This is a genomic window from Paraburkholderia sediminicola, from assembly GCF_046027355.1.
Classification (GTDB): Bacteria; Pseudomonadota; Gammaproteobacteria; order Burkholderiales; family Burkholderiaceae; genus Paraburkholderia; species Paraburkholderia sediminicola_B.
Window position 1 is genome coordinate 24,376 of sequence record NZ_JAQQEK010000015.1, and the last position, 22,151, is coordinate 46,526.

The window sequence follows — 22,151 nt, forward strand, 5'->3', positions numbered from 1 at the left end:
TCGTTAGCTGAATGTCGGTTAAGGCCGAGATGCTTCTACAGGAACATCCGGCGGGTTTCAGAGCGATTCAGCCGTTCGAATGACGGTTTTGTGGGATGGACGAGCGGCAACAATTGGCCGAACTCGGAAGATCCGGCCGTCACCTGGCTCGGCGGCGCGCTGGGTTCACAGCTTCGCTCAGTTCGCAGTCTTCGGCGTTAGCGGTTCGAGCCCGGTCCCCTCAATCGCGGGGGCCGCGTCCGGCGATGACAGAAAACGGATCAGGACCGCTGCGCCCGCTGGATTTTTGGCATTGGTGGCAATGCCCCCGGAAAACACCGTGTACCTTTGTACCTCCGCGGGCAAACTGCCGACCACCGTCACCCCGTCCACCGGCAACAGTTCGACGATCTGCTGAAATCCGAGCTCCGCTTCGCCGTTCGCGATGACACTGGCGACCCGCTCGGCCGGGATCATGCGGCTCTTGCTCTCCACCCGCCCCTCAATACCGAGACGCCGGAATAGTTCGCTGCCGATATAGACTCCATTCGCGTCGTCCGGATAGACGATCGACTTCGCGGCGAGCAGCGTGCGCCGCAATGCGTCGACCGAGCCGATATCCGGCTTCGGCGCCCCCTCGCGAGCCGCGATGCCGATTGCCGAGCGTGCGAAGTCCACCTTGCTCCCAGACACGACCTTGCCAGCGTTGATCTGATCGTCGAGCGCATAGCCGACCACGATCAGCACGTCTGCCCACTCGCCGCGCGCAAGTCGCACGGGGATGGCATTCGCGGCCGTGCCCACCGCTGGCCCCCAGACGGTGACCAGCGTATCGCCAGCCGCCTCCTCGAATTGTGGACCCAGTGCGCGATAGGCTGACGCAAACCCGCCCGAAATCATCACCTTGACTTCATCTGCCGATGCCGTGACGCTGCTCAACAATGCGGCCGCGACGCAGAATAGGAGTGCGTGAACCCTCAGCTTGCGGCAAATCACGGCCCTGCTCCATGTCGATCGGATGACCCAGCCCAGACATGCATCGAGTCTGGACGCCACTGATGATGTTAGCCAGCAGCGCGGCATCGCGCGCTGCACCGATGCCGCGCCAATTCGGAGTCCCTCGCCGCCGCCGTTTGCGCGATGGCCGCCGCGCTCCCGGTAAAACCACGAAAGAAAGGAGGAAAGAAAACAAAACGACAACAATCCGTCGGGTAACATTCCTTCGTGAGGCAACACGGGCGGAATTCGTAGTTGACGTTATCCACGCCATATTAGCCCGTCAGCGCTATGCGCAAATTAGGTTCGACCGAATAGCAGCGCTCAGATATTGCTTGGCACGACGGTCAGCAGGCGACGCGTTTCCGCCTTTCAGGTCGTTTCTCCGAACGTCGCAACCTCGCTCCAAAGCGGCCACAGCTCTGCCAAACGCGTATGGCCGGCCATAATGGGAGCCGCCGATCGCGAGTCGTCCCCGTGTTGCCACCCCTTCCGGCGCCTCGAGACTGCCTCGCTTGGTTTGCCCCGGCAGTGTAAGAAGATATCGGAAGGTCCGGGAAGCATTAACTGGCGGAAGGCAGCCGATTCCAACAGTTCCCCGCAAAGCGCCGCCAGGTTTGACTCCCGCGCTGCTGAACCACACCATACCCATCATCCTACCCACACAGCGAAATCAATAGCCACGATAGACGAGAAAGGCGCGCGTTTTGCGGCGCCTATCCTGTCTTAGGCCTCACAGTCGCTCGAACACGGCCGCAATACCTTGGCCCCCGCCGACGCACATCGTTACGAGCGCGTAGCGGCCACCGATGCGTTGCAGTTCGTAGATCGCCTTAGTGGCGAGAAAAGCGCCTGAGCAGCCGGTCGGATGACCCAGCGCAATCGCGCCGCTGTTCGGGTTGGTCTTTTCCATGGCGAGTTCGAGCGTACGCGCCACCGCGATAGCCTGCGCCGCGAACGCTTCGTTGCTCTCGATTACGTCGATTTGATCGAGCGTTACGCCGGCTTTGCTGAGCGCCATTTTCGTGGCGGGGATCGGGCCTTCGCCCATGATGTCGTTGGGCACGCCAGCCACCGCGTAAGACACCAGTCGCGCCATCGGCTTATGGCCGGCGGCCGCTGCTACTGTGGCGTCGGCCAGAACGAAAAACGCTGCGCCATCATTGATACCCGAAGCGTTGCCCGCGGTCATAGGCAGCCTCGGCAGCAATCCGGAGTATCAGCCTATGCGGCAAACGGCTGCAGCACGGCAAAGGAGGTGGCCCCGGGCCATTACGCCGACGGCGGTGGCCTCTACATGCAGATCGCGGACAGTGGCGCGCGTTCGTGGGCATTCCGGTTCACGGCGCCGCTCAAGAACGCTCAAGTCGAGGCGTCTGGAAGTCGGCCGGAGCCGCCCTTCGCCCGTCGGCGTTAATATGCCCGCTCCATGCCGCGCTGCCGACATTGATCATCGCAGTGGCAGATGCCAAGGTCGAACCCGGTCCAAGCGAATTGGACCTGAATCAATTGCCTTGGTGGTTGGCCGAGCCGATCGCGTCGCAGCAGTCGGGCGTGTCGACGGTATATACGCTGAGAGTCGTCGGCGCCCCAGGTTGCGTAACAGGCAACTGAGCATCGGCCGGACAAGCCCAGGCGAAGGCACAGGCATCACGCCGGCGACATCGCTCTATCCGCGATCGCTCCGCCGCCCGGCTGCGTCGATAACAATCCATCGGCAATCTTCTCCGCCACCATGAGTGTCGGCGCGTTCGTGTTCGCACCCGGAACGACCGGAAAAATGGACGCGTCCACGACTCGCAATCCCTGCACACCACGCACCCGCGCAAACTCATCCGTCACGGCCAGGGGATCGTCGGCGGCGCCCATGCGGCAGGTACACGAGGCATGCCACACGCCGACACATGCACCGCGAATGAAGGCGCGCAATGCCTTATCGTCTCCGAGCAATTCGTCCAGCGTCGGACCGCCGGCCACGACACGCCGCATCAGGAAGCTGCGCAAGGGTGCCGGGCCGTCGAGCAGTTTTGCCAGTACGTCCGTAATGAATTTGTTCTTCGCGCTCAGCATCGCTACCTGCCGCACCTTCTCACTGTAACTGGCGGGAAAAGGATCTTTCGTCACGGCCTGCATGCTCGCACTCGCCTGCAACAAGGCCATGCGTCGGAAACCGTCGACGAGCCGGTCCAGATCGCGTTCGTCGTCCAGCAGATTCAATGCGACGTTGGGTCGAACACGCCAGTCGCGCGACTGCAGCGTAACCTCGCCTAGCTTCGAGAACGGGTTGTTGACGTAGTTAAGCAAAGTGCCGATGCGGCGGCCCACCGCATGCCACGACGTTTTTGTTACGCCGAGGATCAGCATATCGCCTTGCGGCGCGCCGCCGATCTTCGACGAATAGCGGGCCCCGACGCGGATATGGTGGCGCGTCACGTCGTTGATGCGCGCGCCGTCGTCGATGAACGACGCCAGTGCGATCGACGGATGTTCCATCAGGTTCTGCCCGACACCCGGCAGTCCCGCGACAATGTCGATGCCGAGATCGCGCAGATGCGCGACCGGCCCGATCCCGGAGCGCAGCAGCAACGCCGGCGAGCCAATCGCGCCCGACGAGACGATGATCTCGCCGCCGCTCACGCGTTTGCCCTTGTCGCCTTCCTGAATCACGACGCCCGTGCAACGCGTGCCATCGAAGATCAGGCTCGCGACTTCGGTGCCGGTTCTGATCGTGAGATTCGGCCGACTGCGCGTTGCCGCGTCGAGGTAAGCCGTCGCGACCGACACGCGCTGCTCGTTGAAATTGGAAATCGCAATCGGGAAATAGCCGTCGCGGAAGTCGCCGTTCTGATCCGGTAGATAGTCATAACCTTGCGCCTCGAGCGCCGCGGCGACAGCTCGCGCATGGCCGGACCATTGCTCCGGAAAAATGCGCCGCACACGTATCGGTCCATTGGTGCCGTGCAGCGCATCATGAAAGTCAACATCCGTTTCCATTCGCTTGAAGAATGGAAGCACGGATTGCCAATTCCAGCCCCGCGCGCCGTGTGCCTCCCAGGCGTCGTAATCGGACGGCGCACCACGGTTGAAGAACTGGCCGTTGATCGACGAACCGCCACCGAGGATGCGCGCCTGTTCATACTTGCGTGCGCGGCCCGCTACACCGTTGATCCGCACAGTCGTCGCCTGCAACTCCGGCCAGATATAGTCGGGATTCAGATAAGCGGTGCCCGGATAGCTGTCGAGGATCGCGGGTGGCACGTTGTCGAGCGAAATGTCGGCGCCCGCCTCGCAGAGAAGCACGCGGTTGGCAGCCTTCGCTGACAGGCGGCTCGCCAGCACACAGCCGGCCGAACCGCCGCCGACGATGATGTAATCGAAATGCTCAGAAGGAGACGTTGCAGGCATGTGGCACTCCTTTCACATGCGCGCGCGATAACGCTGCGGATATCGCGCACTTCGGGTTCGAACGGTTGGCTGGTCGGGACAGGTGCACGAGCAAATGGCATCCATGGCTATGCATTGATCCACACCGCCTTCGTATTGAGGAACTCCTCGACGTGTTCGCGTCCAGACTCGCGGCCGTAACCGCTCATCTTGTAGCCGCCGAACGGCACCGCTGGATCCATCGCCTGATAGCAATTGACCCACACGGAGCCGGTGCGCAAGCCGCGCGTCACCTGCTGCGCCGTGGCGAGGCTGCGGGTCCACACGCCGCCGCCGAGGCCGAAGTCCGAGGTGTTGGCACGCGCGATCACATTGGCCGCGTCGCTGAACCGCAGCGCGGAAATCACCGGCCCGAAGATTTCCTCTTTCGCGATGCGCATCTCGTCACGCACATTGGAGAACACCGTGGGTCGCACGAAGAATCCGTTGTTCAATTCGGATTGACCAGCCGGCAGGCCTCCGCCGAGCAGCGTCGCGCCCTCATCCTGGCCGGCGCGCAGATAGCCGGCGACACGCGTCAGTTGTTGCTCGGAGACGAGCGGCCCGAGCTGCATGTCGGGGTCGGCGGGATCGCCGACGCGCAATGCGTTGCCGAACGCCGCGACCTTTTCGACGAACTCGTCGTAGACCGCCTCCTGCACGAACAGCCGCGTGCCGGCGCTGCAGATCTGCCCGGAGTTGGCGAATACCGCCATCGCGGCAGCCGGCACCGCGGCGTCGAGATCGGCGTCCGCGAAAATGATGTGAGGCGATTTGCCACCCAACTCGAGCGACAGGCGCTTGATGTTGCCGGCCGACGCCTCGATGATCTTCTGCCCGACGTGGGTGGAGCCGGTGAAGGCGATCTTGTCGACGTCATGGTGCGCGGCCAGTGCCGCGCCCGCGCCGCCGCGTCCGGTGACCACGTTCAGCACGCCCGGCGGCAAGCCCGCTTCGAGGCAGAGTTCACCTAGCCGCAACGACGATAGCGGCGACTGTTCAGCGGGTTTCAGCACCACCGTGCAGCCGGTGGCCAACGCCGGACCGATCTTCCACAACGCCAGGGTCAGTGGTCCATTCCAGGGCGTAATTGCACCGACCACACCAACCGGCTCCCTCACCGTGTACGAAAAGATATTGCCAGGAACCGAATTCGGAATCGTCTCGCCATGAATGCTCATCGCAAGACCCGCGTAATAGCGGATCAGACCGACGGCGCGCTCGCGCGAAGCGCGAGTGCGCAGCAAAGGCGCGCCCATATCGAGCGTATCCAGCGACGCCAGTTCCTCGTAATGTTCATCGAGGACATCCGCGAGACGCAGTAGCAGCGCCTGGCGCTCAGCCGGCTTGAAACGGCTCCACGACCCTTCGAAAGCCTTGCGCGCCGAAGCGACAGCGCGATCGATATCGACCGCGTCGCCATCGGACACGGTCGCGATCACGCGCCCCGTGGCCGGGTTGATCGACGTGAACGTCTGCCCCGAGGCCGCGCTCACATGCTGACCGTCGATCAGTAGTCGTTTCTCGCCTTCGCGGAGGAAGGTCTGCTTTTCGCGCAAGGCGTCGTTAAATGACATCATGCCTGTCTCCTGTGAGCGGTGGCCTGACCGCTCAGTTTCATATCGCGAGCTTTCGCAAGCGGCCTTAATTCTCTATGCGATCGACACCTTCGCTACGGACGGGACTGCGATTTGCGAGGCGACGCGTGGCTCGCTGACCAGCTCACCTGCCGCGATCTGTTCGCGCAACCTGTATTTCTGGATCTTCCCCGACGACGTCGCGGGAAATTCGTCGACGAAGAACCACAACGCCGGGGTCTTGTACGCCGCGAGCCGTGCGCGGCAGAACGCGTGCAGATCGTCGGCGGCCGGCTTCGGTACGTCGGGTTTGAAGCGCATCACGGCAGCCACGATTTCGCCCCACTTCGAATCCGGCGCGCCCACCACCGCGACCTGCGCAACGGCCTCATGGGTCCACAGCACGTCCTCGATCTCTTTCGGATAGATGTTCTCGCCGCCGCGGATGATCGAGTCCTTCAGACGCCCGGTGATGCGCAGATAGCCGTGCTCGTCCATTCGTGCCTGGTCGCCGGTACGCAGCCAGCCGTCCTCGCGCAGCGTGCTTTTCGACGCTTCATGCATGTCGAAATAGCCAAGCATGGACTGATAGCCGCGCGCCCAGATCTCGCCTGTCTGGCCGAGCGGCAGAGTCGCGCCGGTTTGCGGGTCGGCAATCTTCACTTCCATCTGCGGCGCGGGACGCCCGATAGTTTCAGCCTGGCGCTCCGGTGTGTCGTCCGGAAAGGTCTGGCAGATGACGCCGTTCAGTTCCGTTTGCCCGAAGGTGATGGTGAAGCGGCAATCGAAGGTCTGCATGACCTTGACCACCAGCGGCGCCGGCACGGGCGTGCCGCCGCTCATGATCACCTTCAGACTCGCTAGATCCAGTCGCGGCCGGCTCGGATGCTCCATCAACGCGATCACCATGGTGGGCACCGCATGAATGTGATTGCCCTGCTCCCCGGCGATCAATTCGAGCATGAATGCAGCGTCGAACTGCGTGAGCATCACGAAGGTGCCGAGCCGCGTGAACGCGCCCAATTGACTCCCCGCGCATCCACCGACGTGAAAGAGCGGCATCGCGCTGACCCACACACCGCCTTCCGGAAAGTTCGCGCGCAACGATGCAAAGCGTGATGCGTTGACCAGGCCGCGATGGTGTAGACACGCCCCCTTCGGAAAACCGGTGGTGCCGGACGTGAACTGAATCTGCACCATGTCGGTGGGCTGCACGCGCGGCAATTCAACCGGCGTGTCGCCGGCCTCGCAGAATTGCGCCCAGTCGTCGAAGCAGATCATCTCGCGCAGATGCGGCAAGCTCGGGGCAATCGCGCCGACAATCGCCCGTTGATCGGTATTGCGATACGCCGCCGTGAAAAATATTCCCGCTGCTCTGGCACTGCGCAAAACGTGGCGGACTTCGTCGGCGAGATAGGCGGGATTGACCGTCACGAGCACCAGACCCGCGAGACTCGCGCCATGCTGCAACAGAATCCATTCGGCGGAATTGGGCGACCACACCGCGACCCTATCGCCGGGAGCGAAGCGCTTCAACAAGGCAAACGCCACGCGCTCGGCGGCGCTCAACAGCTCGCGATAGCTCCAGCGGCGCGTGGCCTTCGTGGCGGCATTGCCTTCCACGAACGCGATTCGATCGGGCACCTTGCGTGCGGCGTCACGCAACACGTCGCCCAGTGTGGTTTCCCACAAATCCGGCGCACGGTCCGCTGGCCAATACGATTCTTCAAGTTTCAACTCAGCTTGCATCCCGTTTCTCCCTCTTGCCCGACGTCGATGCAGACTGGCGGCCCGCACCACGTGTGTCCCCTTCCAGCGTACAGCCGATTGCGCGGTTCACGGCGCCGCCAGCGCCGCGAACGCCGGCGCGCGCTTTTCCTGCATCGACTTGACGCCTTCCAGATAGTCGGGCGCCTTCATCAGTTCGCCGATCAGCCGCTTCGAATCTTCGACAGCAGCGCCCACGTTGGCGCTCAGCAACTCGGCATAGACCTGTCGCTTGGCGGTTTTGACCGCGATCGGCGAGGTGGTCTTCGCAAGGTCTTTGGCGATCTGCATGATCCGCGATTCGAACGTTTCCGCTTCGAACACGCCGTTCAACCAGCCCATACGGTCCGCTTCCTCGGCAACCAGCACACGGCCGGAGATCAGAATATCCATAGCATGCGTCAGGCCGACGATGCGCGGCAGAATCCACGCGAGCCCGTATTCGGCCGGCAGGCCCAGGCGCGGCGTCGAGGTGGTGAGCTTGGCGCCGCTCACTGCGTAGCGCAGGTCACAGAACGACGCGAGTGCAACGGCAATGCCCGCGCAGGCGCCGTTGATCGCCGCGATCACAGGTTTCTGCAGGCCCCAGTGCCAGACCATCTCGTGATCGAATTCCTCTCGGACGCCATGTCCTGGTTGCGGCAACACCTGTGCATTGGTGCTTTCCACATAGTCCTGTTTTGCGTCGACATAGTGATCGAGCGCCTTGAAATCGGCGCCGACGCAAAACTGCCGCCCCGCGCCCGTCACGACGATGACCCGCACCTCTGGATCCGCGTCGTGACTCGCCATCAGCCAGCGATACTCCTCGTTCATGCGTTTAGTCCAGGAATTGCCGCGACCGGGGCGGCTCAGGCGCACGACCGCCACGCCATCTTCCTTGCTCGTTTCCGTGACATGCAGATCCATACTCGTCTCCTCTCATGTGCGTGCGACAGGCGCTCAATCACGGCGCCGTTGATGTCTGCACAACGCCGGCGAATCAGTCGAACACCTTGTTGCGTTCTTTAAACGCAGCAGTGGTGCCTTTGTCGCGCCGCTCGCGCAAAAAGTTGTATTCATCTTCTTCCAGTCGAAGATTGGTGCCGAGCGTGTGGCCTACATAGCCACGATAGAACTGCTGAGAACCACCGAGACTGTCGAGCGCCATCTGGAACATTGCTTTGCCGGTGACGAGCGCGTCGCGTGGATGCTGCGCGACGCGGCGGGCCCAGTCTTCGACGGTGGTTTCGAGTTGCTCCTGCGGCACGCTTTGATTCACGAGGCCAAGGCGTTGCGCATCGCGGCCGTCGAAGTTGTCACCCAGCAGTAGTAATTCACGCGCTTTCTTCGGACCATAGGTCATGATCTGCGTATTCAGATGCCACGTATTGCCGGCCAGTCCGAGGCGTTGTTCCGAATGGCTGAAGCGGGCGTCGTCCGCGGCGATCGCGAGATCCACCAGTTCCACCAGATAGAGCCCGGCGCCCGTGCACCACCCCTGCACCTGCGCAATGACCGGCTTCAGCGAGTACTGGAACGCCATGTAGTTCTCGCCGAGCTTACGATCGCGCAGCAAGCGCGAGCGCTGACTCGGCCGGCGCGGTTTCACACCGGGTTCGGTCACTTCGAGCCCGTATGAGCGCACGGCGTCGTTGTAATCATGTCCAGAGCAGAACGACTGCCCTCGCCCCTTCAGGATGATGACTTTGATGTCGTCGTCGGCCTCCGCTTCGTGAAGCGCTTCGACCAGCGTGTCGAGGTCGTCGAACTTCAGCGCGTTGTGCTTTTCGGGGCGATTGAGGATCAACCGCGCAACCGGACCGTCTTTCTCGACCAGGATCGCTGGTTCCATACATAGCTCCATGCAAAAGGTTGCCAACCGCGAGGACAGGGCCGTCGACCGTTCAATCCGGCCCACTCCGCCAGCGCCTGAATAAATGCTACATCGTTTGACTAATAGTATCAACGTATGTAGTATTTTTTCAAGGCCAACCCGATCGCTCGCAAGTGCCGCATTGCCATTTCAGGCTTCATCGATCGGGATGCTTCTGGAAAACCCTGGAGAACAGATATGAGCGAGACACCGCACGGCGCCCACGCAGCGCCGCACGATCAAGGCGCACAGCCGCTGGCTGGCATACGGGTGATCGAATTTGCGCACTGGATGGCCGGGCCGCTCGCCGGCGGCCTGCTGGCCGATTGGGGTGCGGACGTGATCAAGATCGAGCCGCCGGGCGGCGAACCGATGCGGGCAATCTTCTCATCGCTCGGTGCGCGCAGCGACACGCCCAATGGCGCGTTTCTGGCGGCCAATCGCGGCAAACGGTCGGTGGAACTCGAAATCAAATCCGAGGCGGGCATGCAAGCGTTCGACGCCTTACTGGCCAGCGCCGACGTGCTGCTCACCAACTTGCGCCCCGACGCACTCATGCGTCTCGAACTGACACCCGAGGCGATTCGCGAGCGCTATCCGCGGCTCGTCTACTGCTCGGTTAGCGCATACGGCTGGGGTGGTCCCGACCAGAACCGCCCAGGTTATGACGTGGCGGCCTTTTTCGCGCGCAGCGGCATTTCGCACGAGATCACGCAGCAGGACAGCGCACCGCTCGCCCTGATGCAAGGCATCGGCGACAGCTTCACCGCGATGACGGCGGCGACCGGCACGCTGGCGGCATTGCTGGAACGCGAGCGCACCGGCCGGGGCCAATTCGTCGAGGCGTCGTTATTGCGCACCGGCATGTGGGCGCTGTGCGGCGAACTCGGCGTGCAAGCCATGGGTGGCAACCCCAAGCCGCCGTATCCGCGCGGCGAGTCGCGTACGCCCCTGTACAACTCCTATCGCACTCAGGACGGCCGCTGGTTCTTTCTGGTGGGCGTGGAGGCGCAACGCCATCTGCCCTCGGTGCTCGCCGCGATCGGCCGCAGCGATTTGCTGGGCGACGAGCGCTTCAACAGCGCCCGGGCGATCGCGAAACATCGCGCTGAATTCATTCCCATGCTCGACGCCGCGTTTGCCGCGCATCCGCTCGCGCATTGGGCCGAAGTATTCGACGAACACGGCGTGTGGTGGGCGCCGGTGCAAACGCCGGCGGATCTGATCGACGACGCGCAGGCCGCCGCCACGGGCGCATGGATCGAAGTGGACACCGGTGCCGGTTCGGCATCGGTGAAATCGGTTGAAGCGCCGATCCGTTTCGACGGCAAGCGACGTTCGCGCGTGGCCGCGTCGCCCGCCGTGGGTGAACACACCGACGAAGTCCTCGGCGCGCTGGGTCTCGCCGCGCGCCAGTGCGCCGGTTCCTGAACCACGCAATGCATCTCGCGCACGCAGCGCTTTCTATCCAATCACAGAGGTAAAAAATGGCGGAAGTCATGACCGAAGCCGGTCAATCCCAACGTTGGGGCCGCGATGTCGAATCGATCACGGTCGATCAGCATGCCTGCCGCGCCTATCGAAACCGGCCACGCTCGCTCGCCGAATTGCTGACCGATAGCCTGCGCTGGGGCGAACGGCCGTTTCTCGTCGAAGGACAGCGGCGCCTCAGCTTCGAGACGCATGCGCGTGCCGTCGGCGTGGTGGCAACTCAGCTTCGCGCGGCCGGCGTGCGGACCGGCGACCGCGTGATGCTGCTCGGCTTCAACAGCGTCGAATGGCTGCTCGCGTTCTGGGCCACCCAGCGTCTGGGCGCCGTCGCCGCACTAGGCAATGCTTGGTGGAGCGACACGGAAACGGCTCACGCAGTGGATCTGGTGAAGCCCGCGCTCATCGTCACCGACCGTCCCGCCGACCGCACCTTTCCGGCCGGCTATACACGGCTCGCCTTCGATCAGTTGCAAGCGGAACATGGCGCGGACGCGATGTTTCATCTGCCCGACGCGGATATCGCGGAAGACGATCCGGCCATTCTCATGTTCAGTTCGGGCACGACAGGCGCCGCCAAGGCCGTAGTGATGTCGCATCGCGCAGTGATCGCGAACATTCAGAATCTGCTGGTGCTGACCGGCCGCCTGCCGGATGAACTGGGCCCGGACCACGCCGGCACGACCAGCTTGCTGACCGTTCCGCTGTTTCATTTGTCGGGCATTCAGATCAGCTTCTCGACGCTGCTGTCCGGCGGCGCCCTGATCTTTCTGGAAGGCCGCTTCGCACCCGAAAAGGTATTGAGCCTGATCCAGCAGGAACGCGTACGCGTGTGGGGCGGCATTCCGACGATGGTGTCACGCGTGGTCGAGTTCGAGCACTTCGCCGACTACGACACCTCCAGCGTCAAATCCATTCCGATGGGCGGCGCCGCAGTCTCGCCCGAACTGCGCGCGAAAATTCAGGCGGCGTTTCCGCTCATCAAGAAGCGTGTCAACAGCTTGTATGGGTTGACGGAAGCCGGCGGCGTGTTGGCCGCGGCATCTGGTGCGGAGTTGCAAGGCCGGCCAGGTTGCGTCGGCCGGCCATTGCCGGTAGTCGAGATCAGGATCGATAAAGCGGATCTGCACGGCGTGGGCGAAATCTGCGCGCGCACGCCTTCGGCGGCTAGCCGCTATTGGGGCGAAGAAGCGTCGATCGCCGACAAGGACGGCTGGATTCGTACCGGCGACCTCGGCCGTCTCGACGAAGAGAATCGACTCTATGTAGTGGGTCGTTCGAAAGACATCATCATTCGCGGCGGCGAGAATATCGCGTCGGCTCATGTAGAGCGCTGCCTGTCTACGCATCCGGATGTGCTCGAAGTCGCCGTCGTGGCATTGCCGCATGACGATCTCGGCGAGGAAGTGGCGGCCGCCGTCGTGCTGCGGCCGGGCGCGACGATACGCCCGGAGGATCTCGCGGCGCATGCGGGCACGACACTCGGGCGCTTCGAAATTCCGTCCCGCTGGTGGCTGCGCTTCGACGCGTTGCCGACCAATGCGTCAGGCAAGATTCTCAAGCGCGAACTCGTCGAACAATGGCCCGCAGCCGACGCAACGGCCGGCCCGCGTGACACGCAGCTCACGGAGCCTTCGCGTGTCACCCCCGACTGCTAAGGCCGGTTACCGCGCGGGCGCGGTGCCGGTTAGCTCCGTCCACCTCGCGTGGGCGGCGTCCTGCCAGCGCGCCCGAATCGTGCCCAGCTTCGCGGCGTCCTGGCGTCCCTGCCAACCGGCCGGCAACAGGATGTCCGGCAGACCGGGATCGATATAGGGCAGGCGTTGCAACTGATTGACCAGTTGCACGTGCGCAAACAGGATCGCGTCGTCGGAGCGCGGCCGCATCTTCTGGAAGGTCGATGCGAGTTCGCGATAGTGCTCCGACACGGAGTCGAGATTCCATGCTCGCTGGGCGAGTTCAGCATCGCTCACCCCGAGATCGAACGATTTCCCTACAAACCCGAATGCCACCCCCGACAGGCCCAGCTCCGCGAGTACCGCCTTCGTTTCAGCCTGTCTGTTCACGTGAGGGTTGACCCACAGCGCTGGCGATGGATTGCCGAAGCCCAACCAGCTCAGCGCGCGATAGGCTTTGACGCGCATCGTGCGATGCGTCTCGGGCAAGGACAGATGCAGGACCAGCCAATGACCATTCCATGCTTCGCCCGCCAGCGACTTCACACGCAGCGACCCCGCTGCGATCAGATCGCGGCCGCGCGTGGTCAGCGACCAGCTGGCGCGCCGGCCGTCACGTGCATTCTCAATCCATCCTGCCGTTGCCGCACGCGCAATCGCCTGGCGAGCCGCTTTCTCGGCCACACCAACACCTTCTAATGCGTGCAGCAAGGTAGCCGTCCACACGGGACGATCCTCGCGCACGACGAACTCGCCGAGCAGCGTCAACAGAAGCGAGCGCGCGCTGCCCGGTGTGACGCGTTCTGCGGTATCGGCTTCGTCGCCGAATTCAATTGCGTTGTGAGACGAATCTGCCATGCCGCGTTCCTGATCTGACGAACGTAAAAATGGAGGGTGCTGTTAAAAACGTCCGATGGTAGGCAGTTTGCCACGGACACGTCAAGCCGCGAAGCGTGCCCACATGAGCCGCTGCCCGCTGCTTCACGCCGCAAACGTGGCGTGGCTGAACACGCCTTGCGCGGTTGCGATAAGCACACCGCTATCGGTCCACGCCTCGCCGTTGGCAAAGAACACTGAACGGCCCTCGCGCTGAACGTAGCCCTTGCCGACGATATGCGTGCCCACGCCCTTCTCCAGATACGACAGCGTCAGCGAAAGCGTCGAGCCTACGCGCTGCTTCCCCTCTTCACGATTGAACAGACCCGCGAGGCCGCACACCGAGTCCAGCAGCGCGGCGGTCACACCGCCGTGCAGAATGCCACCGGAATTCAGCAGGCTCGGCGTGACCGGTAAAACGATCTCGGCATAGCCGTCGCGCCACACTTCGACCCTTGCACCAAGCAGATCGATGAACGGATTGAGCTTCATGTGTCCCTGCTCCATGGTGGATTGGCGAACGCATTCCCCGACGCCGGAAATCGGCGTTTAAGGGTAAACACGTCGCTGCATAAATGCTACATGCGATGTAAATTGTTATCGCATAATGTAGCACATCAGAAGCGCTCCGCAAAAGACCCAGGTTCCGCGATGAACGAATCGCGGCTACGCAAAGCGCCACGCCAGATCAATATCCTTAGTCCTACGTATAACAAAAAAAAACTTGATCATTTGGAGACGTTGATGAAGAAGATTGCTTTCGGCATGACCTGTCTTGCGTTCACAGGCGCCGCGCACGCGACTGTGACGCTCTATGGCCTGATCGACGCGGGCCTCACCTATACCAACAATCAGAAAGGATCATCGAACTGGCAGACCGCCAGCAGCGTGATGCAGGGCGACGCCTGGGGACTGCGTGTCACAGAAGACCTGGGCGGTGGATTGACAAGCGTCGCAGTGGTGGAAAGCGGCTTCAACCTGTTCGACGGCACTTTCATGCAAGGCGGCCGCGAATTTGGCAGGCAAGCGTATCTTGGCCTGTCGAATCAGTACGGCACGGTGTCGGTCGGCCGGCAATACGACCTTGTCGCAGATTTTGTGATCCCGGTCAGTTCGGTTCCCTATCTCGGCGTCTATTCCGGACACGTTCAGGATAACGACAACCTCCAGCACACGTTCCGCCTTAGCAACGCGGTGAAATACATCAGCCCGAGCTACGGCGGTTTTTCGTTCGGCGGTGTTTACGCGTTCGGCAATGAGGCGGGCTCGTTCGCGACCAACCGGGCATGGAACGTCGGAGCAAGCTATAAACACGGCGCGTTTTCAATCGCTGCGGCGTACGAGGCGCTGAGCCAGCCGGCCGGTAACACGACGGGCGCGGTGGGTGTGTCCGGGACTTCCGGCTCGGATTATCCGTCGCTCCCGGCGCTCTACGAGACCGGTACCGTACTCAAACAACAGATCGCGGTCGTGTCCGGTAACTACCAGATCGGCAAATTCACCGTCGGTGCGACCTACAGCCATGTGCGTTTCGACGTCACCACCTCGCCCGTGAATGTCGACAACTTCGAAGTCTTCGGCAGTTACGCGGCGAGTCCCGCGTTGTTTCTGACCACCGCGCTCGCACAGAGCAACGTCAAGCTGGTGGATTCCGGCATGAAGCCGAAGTACCAGCAAGTCAGCGGCACCGTGGATTACTTCCTCTCCAAACGCACTGACGTCTACACGTCGGTCTCTTACCAGCATGCGGGTGGCGATGCCAAGGTGGCCAACCTGTACTCGCTGCCGGCTTCCTCCACGACCAATCAGCTCGCGGTACGCATCGGTTTGCGGCACAAATTCTAGGTCACGCGGCGTCGCTCCTGTTCCCCTCCCGCCACCGCACGTGCAAGCTCAAAAGGAAAACCAAATGCAACCGACTTATGAAGCGCCCGGCATCGCGTTGCCCGTTGCAACGACGGCGTCGATATACCGGAAGATCACCTGGCGGCTAATTCCGTTTCTGTGCCTTTGTTATCTCGCCGCGTATCTCGACCGCATCAACATCGGTCTGGCGAAGTTACAGATGTCAGTCGATCTGCAGTTCAGCGAGACGGTTTACGGGCTCGGCGCGGGCCTGTTCTTCGTCGGCTATGTCGCGCTGGAAGTGCCGAGCAATCTCTTGCTACACCGCTTCGGCGCGCGGCTATGGATCAGCCGCATCATGATCACGTGGGGCGCGTTGTCGATGTGCACGTTGCTCGTGACGACACCGACTCAGTTCTATGTCGTGCGCTTCCTGCTCGGCGCGGCCGAGGCCGGCTTTCTGCCCGGCGTATTGCTCTATCTGACGCAGTGGTATCCGCCGGACCTGCGTGGCCGCGCAGTTGGGCTGTTTCTGATGGGACTGCCGCTCGCGAGTCTGATCGGCAACCCGCTGTCAGGCTGGATCATGGGCGCCTCCGCCGGCGTGCATGGTTGGACGGGCTGGCAATGGTTGTTTTTTCTCGAAGGCATTCCATCGATCGCACTCGGCCTGCTGGTGCTGATTCTGTTGCCGCGCGACGCCCAGGCGGCGACCTGGCTGACTGCGAGCGAAAAAGACGCGCTGCGCGGCGATCTGGCACGCCACCCGCCGATGCTGAAGCACGAAGGCGCCGGCCCGGCATTACGTAACGGCTATGTGTGGGTGCTGTCTCTGATCAACATGACGCTGGCGCTGATCATCTATGTGATCGGCTTCTGGTTACCGACCATCATTCGTGAGTCGGGCGTCCAGGGCAGTCTGCGGATCGGCCTCCTCACCGCGATTCCGAGCCTCGCGGCGATCCTGTTGATGCTGGTGCTCGCGACACGTTCGGATAAACACCGCGAGCGGCGCTGGCATCTGATCATTCCGCTGTTCACCGCAGGCGTCTGCATCGCCATAGCGGCACGCTTTCTCGACAATACGTTCATCACGCTCGCCCTTCTCACCGTCGCCAATGCGTGCATTTTTGCGTCGTTTCCTGTGTTCTGGGCGATACCCGGCAGTCTGCTGAAAGGCCGCGCCGCGGCAGCAGGCATTGCGCTCATCAACTCGGTGGCCAACCTCGGCGGGTTCTTCGCGACCTTCCTCATCGGCTGGATCAAGGATGCCACGCATAGCGTCAGCGCCGGGCTCGTGGTATTCGCCGGGCTCGCCATGCTGGGCTGTCTGCTCACGTTCCTGCTGCCGGCCAGGATCACCAACCGCTAGCGCAACGAATCGGCGCGACGCCGCTCAGAGCACCGGCGCGGCGCCCGCGAGTTGGCCCCAACGCGCATGCGCCGCGCCGCTCCATTGCTCGCGCAACGACTCGAGCTTCGCGGCCACCTCGCGGCCCCGCCAGCGCGACGGCAGCAAGGCGGCCGGCAAACCCGGATCGATGAACGGCACGCGCTGCCACGCGTTCACCAGCCTGACGTGCGTAAATAGCACCGCGTCACCGGAGCGCGGTCGCAGCTTGCCGAACTGCTCGAGCAGCGAGTCATAATGTGCCGCGACCGACTCTAGGTCCCATGACTTTTCGACCAGTTGCCGGTCCGTCAAACCGAAGCGCAACCCGGACCCGGCGAATGCGCACGTGAAGGCGGACAGACCCAGTTGCTCGACCACGCGATGCGTCTCGTCTTCACGTTCCGTGTGCGGATTTACCCAGATACCCGGCATCGGATTGCCGAAACCCGCCCACGACAGCGCGCGATAGAGCTTGATGCGCTCGGGCCGGTGCGATTCCGGCAGCGAAATCGCGACGACCAGCCAGCGGCCGTCCCATGGCGCATTGCGGCTCATCGACTGCACGCGCTGCGCACCTTCGTCGATGATGCAGCGGCCGCGCCCGGTCAGCGACCAGCAGGTCTCCCGGCCGATCCGGTGCGCCTCGATCCATCCCGACGCCCCCGCGCGCGCGATCGCCTGACGCGCCGACTTTTCCGTGATCCCGATTCCGCCCATCGCGTGAACGAGCGTGGCGGTCCAGACCGCGCGTCCACCGGGTCGCACGAATTCGCCGAGCAAGGTGAGCAGCAAGGAACGAGCGCTGCCGGAACTCATGCGCCGCGCAGCGGTATCCGCGGGAGCAGCACGCGTCGAGGTGTCTGTCGCGAGGGCCAGGCGTGCGGTCATGAGGCTAACCTGATCAACCGACCGGTTGCACGGGTGTCTTCGTGGCAACCAGCCCGAGATGGCCGCCACCAAGGATCTGCTCGCGCAGCACGTGCCTGCGCACTTTGCCGCTCGCGGTGAGCGGCCATTCGTCGATAAAGAACCAGACGGCAGGCGTTTTGTAGGCGGCGAGACGGCTGCGACACCACGCATGCAAGCCGTCGACAAATGCCGCGCAAGGAGGCGCTGTATCAGGAGCCGCCCCGTCGTTAGCCGAGAGCCGTATGACCGCCGCCACGACTTCACCCCACCGCTCGTCGGGCAGACCTATCACGCACACGTGCGCAATGCCGGGATGATCGAACAGCACCTCTTCGATCTCACGCGGATAGATATTCTCGCCGCCGCGAATGATCATGTCCTTGAGCCGGCCCGTGACGCGTACATAGCCGCGCTCATCCATTGCACCGAGGTCGCCCGTGTGAAGCCAGCCGTCTTCGCGCAGCGTGGCGCCGGTCGCATCGGCCGCGTTGAAATAGCCTTTCATGGTCTGGTAGCCACGCGCGCAGATTTCTCCCGACGTATCGAGCGGCAGCACCTCGCCCGAGATTGGGTCGGCAATTTTCAGTTCCATCTGCGGTAACGGACGGCCTACAGTTTCGGCCTGATCCTCCGGCGAGTCGTCGCCGCCGGTTTGCGTAATGACGCCGTTCAGTTCCGTCTGACCGAAGAGGATCGAAAACTTGCAGCCGAACGTCGTGGTCGTCCGCCTGACGAGCGCGGCGGGGACAGCCGACGCGCCAGACAGAATCAGCTTGAGCGACGACAAATCGCGGCGCGGCCGATCCGGATGATCGAGCATCGCAACCAGCATTGTGGGCACGACCAGCGTGGCCGTACCCCGTTCGCTTTCGATCATTTCCAGCATCTTCGGGGCATCGAAGCCTGGCATCAGCACGAAGGTCCCGCGTTGCGCCAGCGCACCGACCGCGGACACCCCGCAGCCACCCACATGAAACAGCGGCATCGCGTTGATCCACACGCCGCCGTCGCCGAAGCCCGCGCGCAACGCGGCGAAGCGCGATGCGTTGACGATGCCGCGTTGATGCAGACAGGCGCCTTTCGGAAATCCAGTCGTGCCGGACGTGTACTGGATCTGCACCATGTCGCCGGGGGCGATCGCCGGCAGCGGCGTGCTCGCGCTGGCCGAATCGACGAAGTCCTCCCAGTCGCTCAGACACACCGTTTCGCGCAGATGCGGCAGGCGCGCGCGCACCGACGCCAGAACCGCTGACAGATCGTTACTACGGTAGACCGGTGCGTAAAAGACGCCAGCCACTTCCGACGTCTTCAGAACGTGCGTAAGTTCGTCCGCGAGAAAAGCCGGGTTGACCGGCACCAGAACGATTCCCGCGAGCCCCGCACCGTGTTGCAACAGGATCCACTCGGGACAGTTCGGCGCCCACACCGCAATCCGCTCGCCGGACGCGAAACGCGAAAGCAGCGCATGCGCCACCTGCTCGACCGCCTCGAGCAGCGCGCGATAACTCCAGCGCCGCCGCGCTGCGTAGTCTTCGATTCCTTCCACTAGCGCAATGCGTTCGGGCACCTCGGCCGCTGCTTTACGCAACAGGTCACCGAGCGTGCAGTCGAGCACCTCCACCGATGTGTCTTTCGTCCAGTATGACCCGGCCAATCCAACCTCCGCGCCCATCGCTTCGCTCCATCGATTGTAGTGAATGCGGGCTGTGGCGCGCCATGTTTGTTACGGGCTGCAGGAACACCGCGCCGCACACAGAATTTAATCTACCAAACACGCTCCTATGTTCAATTTAGTGTAGAACGTATTCAAAGTCTAGTTCATCGCTCGCGGCAACCTCGATAGGTGTAAACGCGGCATCGACGCTTCGCGTTTCGCACTACGCCAATTTCGACGCTACGTCATACGTTCTACACATTTTGACATTTTGGATTGTTTTATGTAGTGTTAACTGCACGTGACAGACGACGACATCGGAGACACTCATGAGCGACGCAACGAACGCAAGCAACGTAAAGGACGGCTACGACATCTTCGCGGGCGACTACGCCAACGATCCAGACGCGCTGTGGGCTGCAATGCGGCAAGGCGGCTGCCCCGTGGCGCACAGTGACAAATGGGGCGGCTCATGGGTCGTCACGCGTTATGACGACGTGCGCGACATCGCTCACGACGGCGCCCGCTTCTCTTCACGCGCCGTTGAAGTGGCCGGGCCGATTCCCGAAGTCGGACATGAACTCTTCTTGCCGCCGCTTACGTCGAGTCCTGAAGACCACAAGGCGCATCGCGATCTGCTCGCGCCTTTCTTCACTCCCGCGAAGATCGCCGAGCTGGAACCGTTCGTGCGCGACGAAGCACACCGGCTCGCCGCGGCCATTGCCGAACGCGGTGAAGGCGATGCGGTCGGCGATTTCGCGCGCCCTCTTGCGCTCTCGGTGATTTCGCACATTCTCAAAGTCCCGCTCGACGCGCAGAACCGTTTTGTCGATTGGGTCGTCAGACTGGTGCGGCTTGGCCCGCTCGACCAGAAGGTGCGCAGCGCCGTCGTGCAGGAGAAGCTGGCGTATCTGGAGAAGCTTCTCGAAGAACGCGCGAGCGCGCCGGGTGACGATCTGATCAGCTATCTCGCCCATGCCACGATGAACGGCGAACCGCTCAGCCGCAAGCACAAGCTGGGCAGCCTGTTCCTGCTCGTATTGGCCGGCGCGGACACGACCTGGAGCGCGATGGGCGCAAGCCTGTGGCACCTCGCTTCGCACCCCGACGATCGCGCGCAACTGTTGGCGCAGCCGGACATGATGCGCACGACAGCGGTCGAAGAACTGTTGCGCGCCTATGCGCCGGTTTCGATTGCGCGCCTGACCTCGGAGCCGGTCGAACTGCATGGCCGCTGCATCGCCGCGCAGGAACGCGTGATTTTGCCGCTGGCCGCCGCCAACCGCGATCCGGCCGTGTTCGACGAGCCCGACACCGTCAAGCTCGATCGCAAACGCAACCGGCATCTGACGTTTTCCTCCGGCGAGCATCGTTGCCTCGGCTCGAACGTGGCGCGCCTCGAATTGCGCGTCGCGCTCGAAGAATGGTTGCGGGTCATGCCGAATTTTCATCTCACCGCGCCGGACGCGGTCGAATGGACCGCCGGTCAAACGCGCGGACCGGAACAGGTTCTGATCGCTGTCGATCGATGATTTGCCGGCATACCTGCCCGTCGTCCCTCTACTCTCCGCGGAAACATCCTTATCCATGAAAACGCAAGCCGCCGTCCTCACCCGTCCGGGCGAACCGATCCGGATGATCGATCTGGATCTCGAACCGCCGCGCGCCGGCGAAGTGCTCGTCGCAATCGGCGCATCGGGTGTCTGCCATTCCGATCTGTCCGTCTTCACCGGGCGCCTGCCGAATCCATTGCCCGTCGTTCTCGGTCACGAAGGCGCCGGCACAGTTGTCGAAGTCGGCGAAGACGTGACCGAACTCGCCGCGGGCGATCGCGTCGTGTTGAGCTGGCTCACCCAATGCGGCCGATGCTTCTACTGCCAGCACGAGCAGCCGTCGCTGTGCGACTCGGGCACGGCGGCGATGGCGCGCGGCACGATGCCTGACGGCACGACTCGCTACCGATGGAACGGCGAGCCGGTCTACCACATGGCCGGGCTCGGAACCTTCTCGAGGCATTGCGTCGTGCCCGCCCGCGCCGCTGTCAAACTGCCGCCCGAGATGGATCTCGCCCCGGCTTCATTGATCGGTTGCGGCGTGCTGACCGGGTTCGGCGCGGCCGTCAACACGGCCCGCGTCGCGGTGGGCGAATCGATTGCAGTGATCGGTTGCGGCGGAGTCGGTCTGAACGCGATACAAGGCGCGCGGATCAGCGGCGCGAGCCAGATCATCGCGATCGACCCGAGTGAGGAACGGCTCGCGTTCGCCCGTGAATTCGGCGCCACGCTGACGCTACAGCCGGGTGCCGAACTGATCCGCCAGATTCGCAAGGCGACAGAGGGACGTGGCGTGGACGCCGCCATCGAGGTGGTCGGCCATCAGGACACAGTGCGCGACGCGATCCGCATGACGCGGCGTGGCGGCCGTGCTGTGCTGGTCGGCGCAGGCCCCGACGACGTGGTGGTCAACGTGCCGTCGTTTACCGGCATCGTCATGACCGAGAAAACCATTCGCGGCTCGCTTTACGGTTCCGCGCACGTTCATCGCGAAGTGCAACGCCTGATTGGTCTCTACGAACAGAAACTGTTGAAGCTCGACGAACTGGTGACCCGCACGTTCGAGTTTCCCGCCGTCAACGACGCACTCGACTACTGCGCATCTGGACGCGGCGCACGCGCCGTCTTGCGGTTCTAGCTGACCGCAACGCCACCCTTTT

The 22,151-nt window shown here is 62.9% G+C and carries 17 protein-coding genes and 1 pseudogene; 7 read left to right on the forward strand and 11 right to left on the reverse strand.

All coding sequences use genetic code 11. The features are described 5' to 3' along the window. Positions 1-177 precede the first annotated feature (177 nt). Entirely contained in the window at positions 178-918 is a 741-nt protein-coding gene (locus PQR42_RS24545) for a substrate-binding domain-containing protein (RefSeq protein WP_408387864.1), read from the reverse strand. Between the two features lie 790 nt (positions 919-1,708). Then, positions 1,709-2,167, reverse strand: a pseudogene (locus PQR42_RS24550) (acetyl-CoA C-acyltransferase); the annotation flags it as partial. Positions 2,168-2,301: 134 nt separating this feature from the next. Between PQR42_RS24550 and PQR42_RS24555 the strand changes: the two are divergent. Further along, positions 2,302-2,589 carry a hypothetical protein gene (locus PQR42_RS24555; protein ID WP_408210781.1) on the forward strand — a complete coding sequence of 96 codons (288 nt, stop codon included), beginning with the start codon at positions 2,302-2,304 and terminating at the stop codon, positions 2,587-2,589. Between the two features lie 36 nt (positions 2,590-2,625). Here the strand turns inward: PQR42_RS24555 and PQR42_RS24560 are convergent, their stop codons facing one another. The 5 genes from PQR42_RS24560 to PQR42_RS24580 form a co-directional block, all read right to left on the reverse strand. Beyond that, a complete protein-coding gene (locus PQR42_RS24560; RefSeq protein ID WP_408387862.1) occupies positions 2,626-4,380 on the reverse strand; it encodes a GMC family oxidoreductase in 1,755 nt (584 codons plus the stop codon). 107 nt (positions 4,381-4,487) lie between these two features. Then, positions 4,488-5,978 carry an aldehyde dehydrogenase family protein gene (locus PQR42_RS24565; RefSeq protein WP_408387860.1) on the reverse strand — a complete coding sequence of 497 codons (1,491 nt, stop codon included), beginning with the start codon at positions 5,976-5,978 and terminating at the stop codon, positions 4,488-4,490. Positions 5,979-6,050: 72 nt separating this feature from the next. Then, positions 6,051-7,724: an AMP-binding protein gene (locus PQR42_RS24570; RefSeq protein WP_408387858.1), complete on the reverse strand. Its 1,674-nt coding sequence runs from the start codon at positions 7,722-7,724 to the stop codon at positions 6,051-6,053. An 87-nt stretch (positions 7,725-7,811) separates the two neighbouring features. Beyond that, positions 7,812-8,651: an enoyl-CoA hydratase-related protein gene (locus PQR42_RS24575; protein ID WP_408210348.1), complete on the reverse strand. Its 840-nt coding sequence runs from the start codon at positions 8,649-8,651 to the stop codon at positions 7,812-7,814. 73 nt (positions 8,652-8,724) lie between these two features. Beyond that, a complete protein-coding gene (locus PQR42_RS24580) occupies positions 8,725-9,576 on the reverse strand; it encodes an enoyl-CoA hydratase/isomerase family protein (RefSeq protein WP_408210351.1) in 852 nt (283 codons plus the stop codon). 219 nt (positions 9,577-9,795) lie between these two features. On the opposite strand from PQR42_RS24580, the gene PQR42_RS24585 reads away from it, so the two are divergent. Together PQR42_RS24585 and PQR42_RS24590 are read left to right on the forward strand one after the other, a co-directional pair. Next, positions 9,796-11,028, forward strand: a complete 1,233-nt coding sequence (locus PQR42_RS24585) for a CaiB/BaiF CoA transferase family protein (RefSeq protein WP_408387856.1) — start codon at positions 9,796-9,798, stop codon at positions 11,026-11,028. 68 nt (positions 11,029-11,096) lie between these two features. Next, positions 11,097-12,743, forward strand: coding sequence for a class I adenylate-forming enzyme family protein (locus tag PQR42_RS24590; RefSeq protein ID WP_408210357.1), 1,647 nt, complete (start codon positions 11,097-11,099; stop codon positions 12,741-12,743). A gap of 6 nt (positions 12,744-12,749) precedes the next feature. On the opposite strand, the gene PQR42_RS24595 is transcribed toward PQR42_RS24590, so the two are convergent. Together PQR42_RS24595 and PQR42_RS24600 are read right to left on the reverse strand one after the other, a co-directional pair. After that, positions 12,750-13,619, reverse strand: coding sequence for a PaaX family transcriptional regulator (locus PQR42_RS24595; protein ID WP_408181301.1), 870 nt, complete (start codon positions 13,617-13,619; stop codon positions 12,750-12,752). Between the two features lie 123 nt (positions 13,620-13,742). Further along, on the reverse strand, positions 13,743-14,129 hold the full coding sequence (locus PQR42_RS24600; protein ID WP_408210360.1) for a PaaI family thioesterase: 387 nt from the start codon (positions 14,127-14,129) through the stop codon (positions 13,743-13,745). A 252-nt stretch (positions 14,130-14,381) separates the two neighbouring features. Here PQR42_RS24600 and PQR42_RS24605 point away from each other — a divergent pair, with 252 nt between their 5' ends. Both PQR42_RS24605 and PQR42_RS24610 read left to right on the forward strand, forming a co-directional pair. After that, complete coding sequence (locus PQR42_RS24605; protein WP_408181299.1) at positions 14,382-15,482, forward strand: porin; 1,101 nt, start codon at positions 14,382-14,384, stop codon at positions 15,480-15,482. A 64-nt stretch (positions 15,483-15,546) separates the two neighbouring features. Next, on the forward strand, positions 15,547-16,854 hold the full coding sequence (locus PQR42_RS24610) for an MFS transporter (RefSeq protein ID WP_408181298.1): 1,308 nt from the start codon (positions 15,547-15,549) through the stop codon (positions 16,852-16,854). Positions 16,855-16,878: 24 nt separating this feature from the next. On the opposite strand, the gene PQR42_RS24615 is transcribed toward PQR42_RS24610, so the two are convergent. Together PQR42_RS24615 and PQR42_RS24620 are read right to left on the reverse strand one after the other, a co-directional pair. Continuing rightward, on the reverse strand, positions 16,879-17,763 hold the full coding sequence (locus PQR42_RS24615) for a PaaX family transcriptional regulator (protein WP_408387853.1): 885 nt from the start codon (positions 17,761-17,763) through the stop codon (positions 16,879-16,881). A gap of 13 nt (positions 17,764-17,776) precedes the next feature. Beyond that, positions 17,777-19,456: an AMP-binding protein gene (locus tag PQR42_RS24620; protein WP_408387851.1), complete on the reverse strand. Its 1,680-nt coding sequence runs from the start codon at positions 19,454-19,456 to the stop codon at positions 17,777-17,779. A gap of 311 nt (positions 19,457-19,767) precedes the next feature. Here PQR42_RS24620 and PQR42_RS24625 point away from each other — a divergent pair, with 311 nt between their 5' ends. Together PQR42_RS24625 and PQR42_RS24630 are read left to right on the forward strand one after the other, a co-directional pair. Beyond that, positions 19,768-20,970 (forward strand): cytochrome P450, encoded by a 1,203-nt coding sequence (locus tag PQR42_RS24625; RefSeq protein ID WP_408387849.1) that lies wholly within the window; start codon positions 19,768-19,770, stop codon positions 20,968-20,970. 55 nt (positions 20,971-21,025) lie between these two features. Then, positions 21,026-22,129 carry a Zn-dependent alcohol dehydrogenase gene (locus PQR42_RS24630; RefSeq protein ID WP_200622526.1) on the forward strand — a complete coding sequence of 368 codons (1,104 nt, stop codon included), beginning with the start codon at positions 21,026-21,028 and terminating at the stop codon, positions 22,127-22,129. Positions 22,130-22,151: the final 22 nt, after the last annotated feature.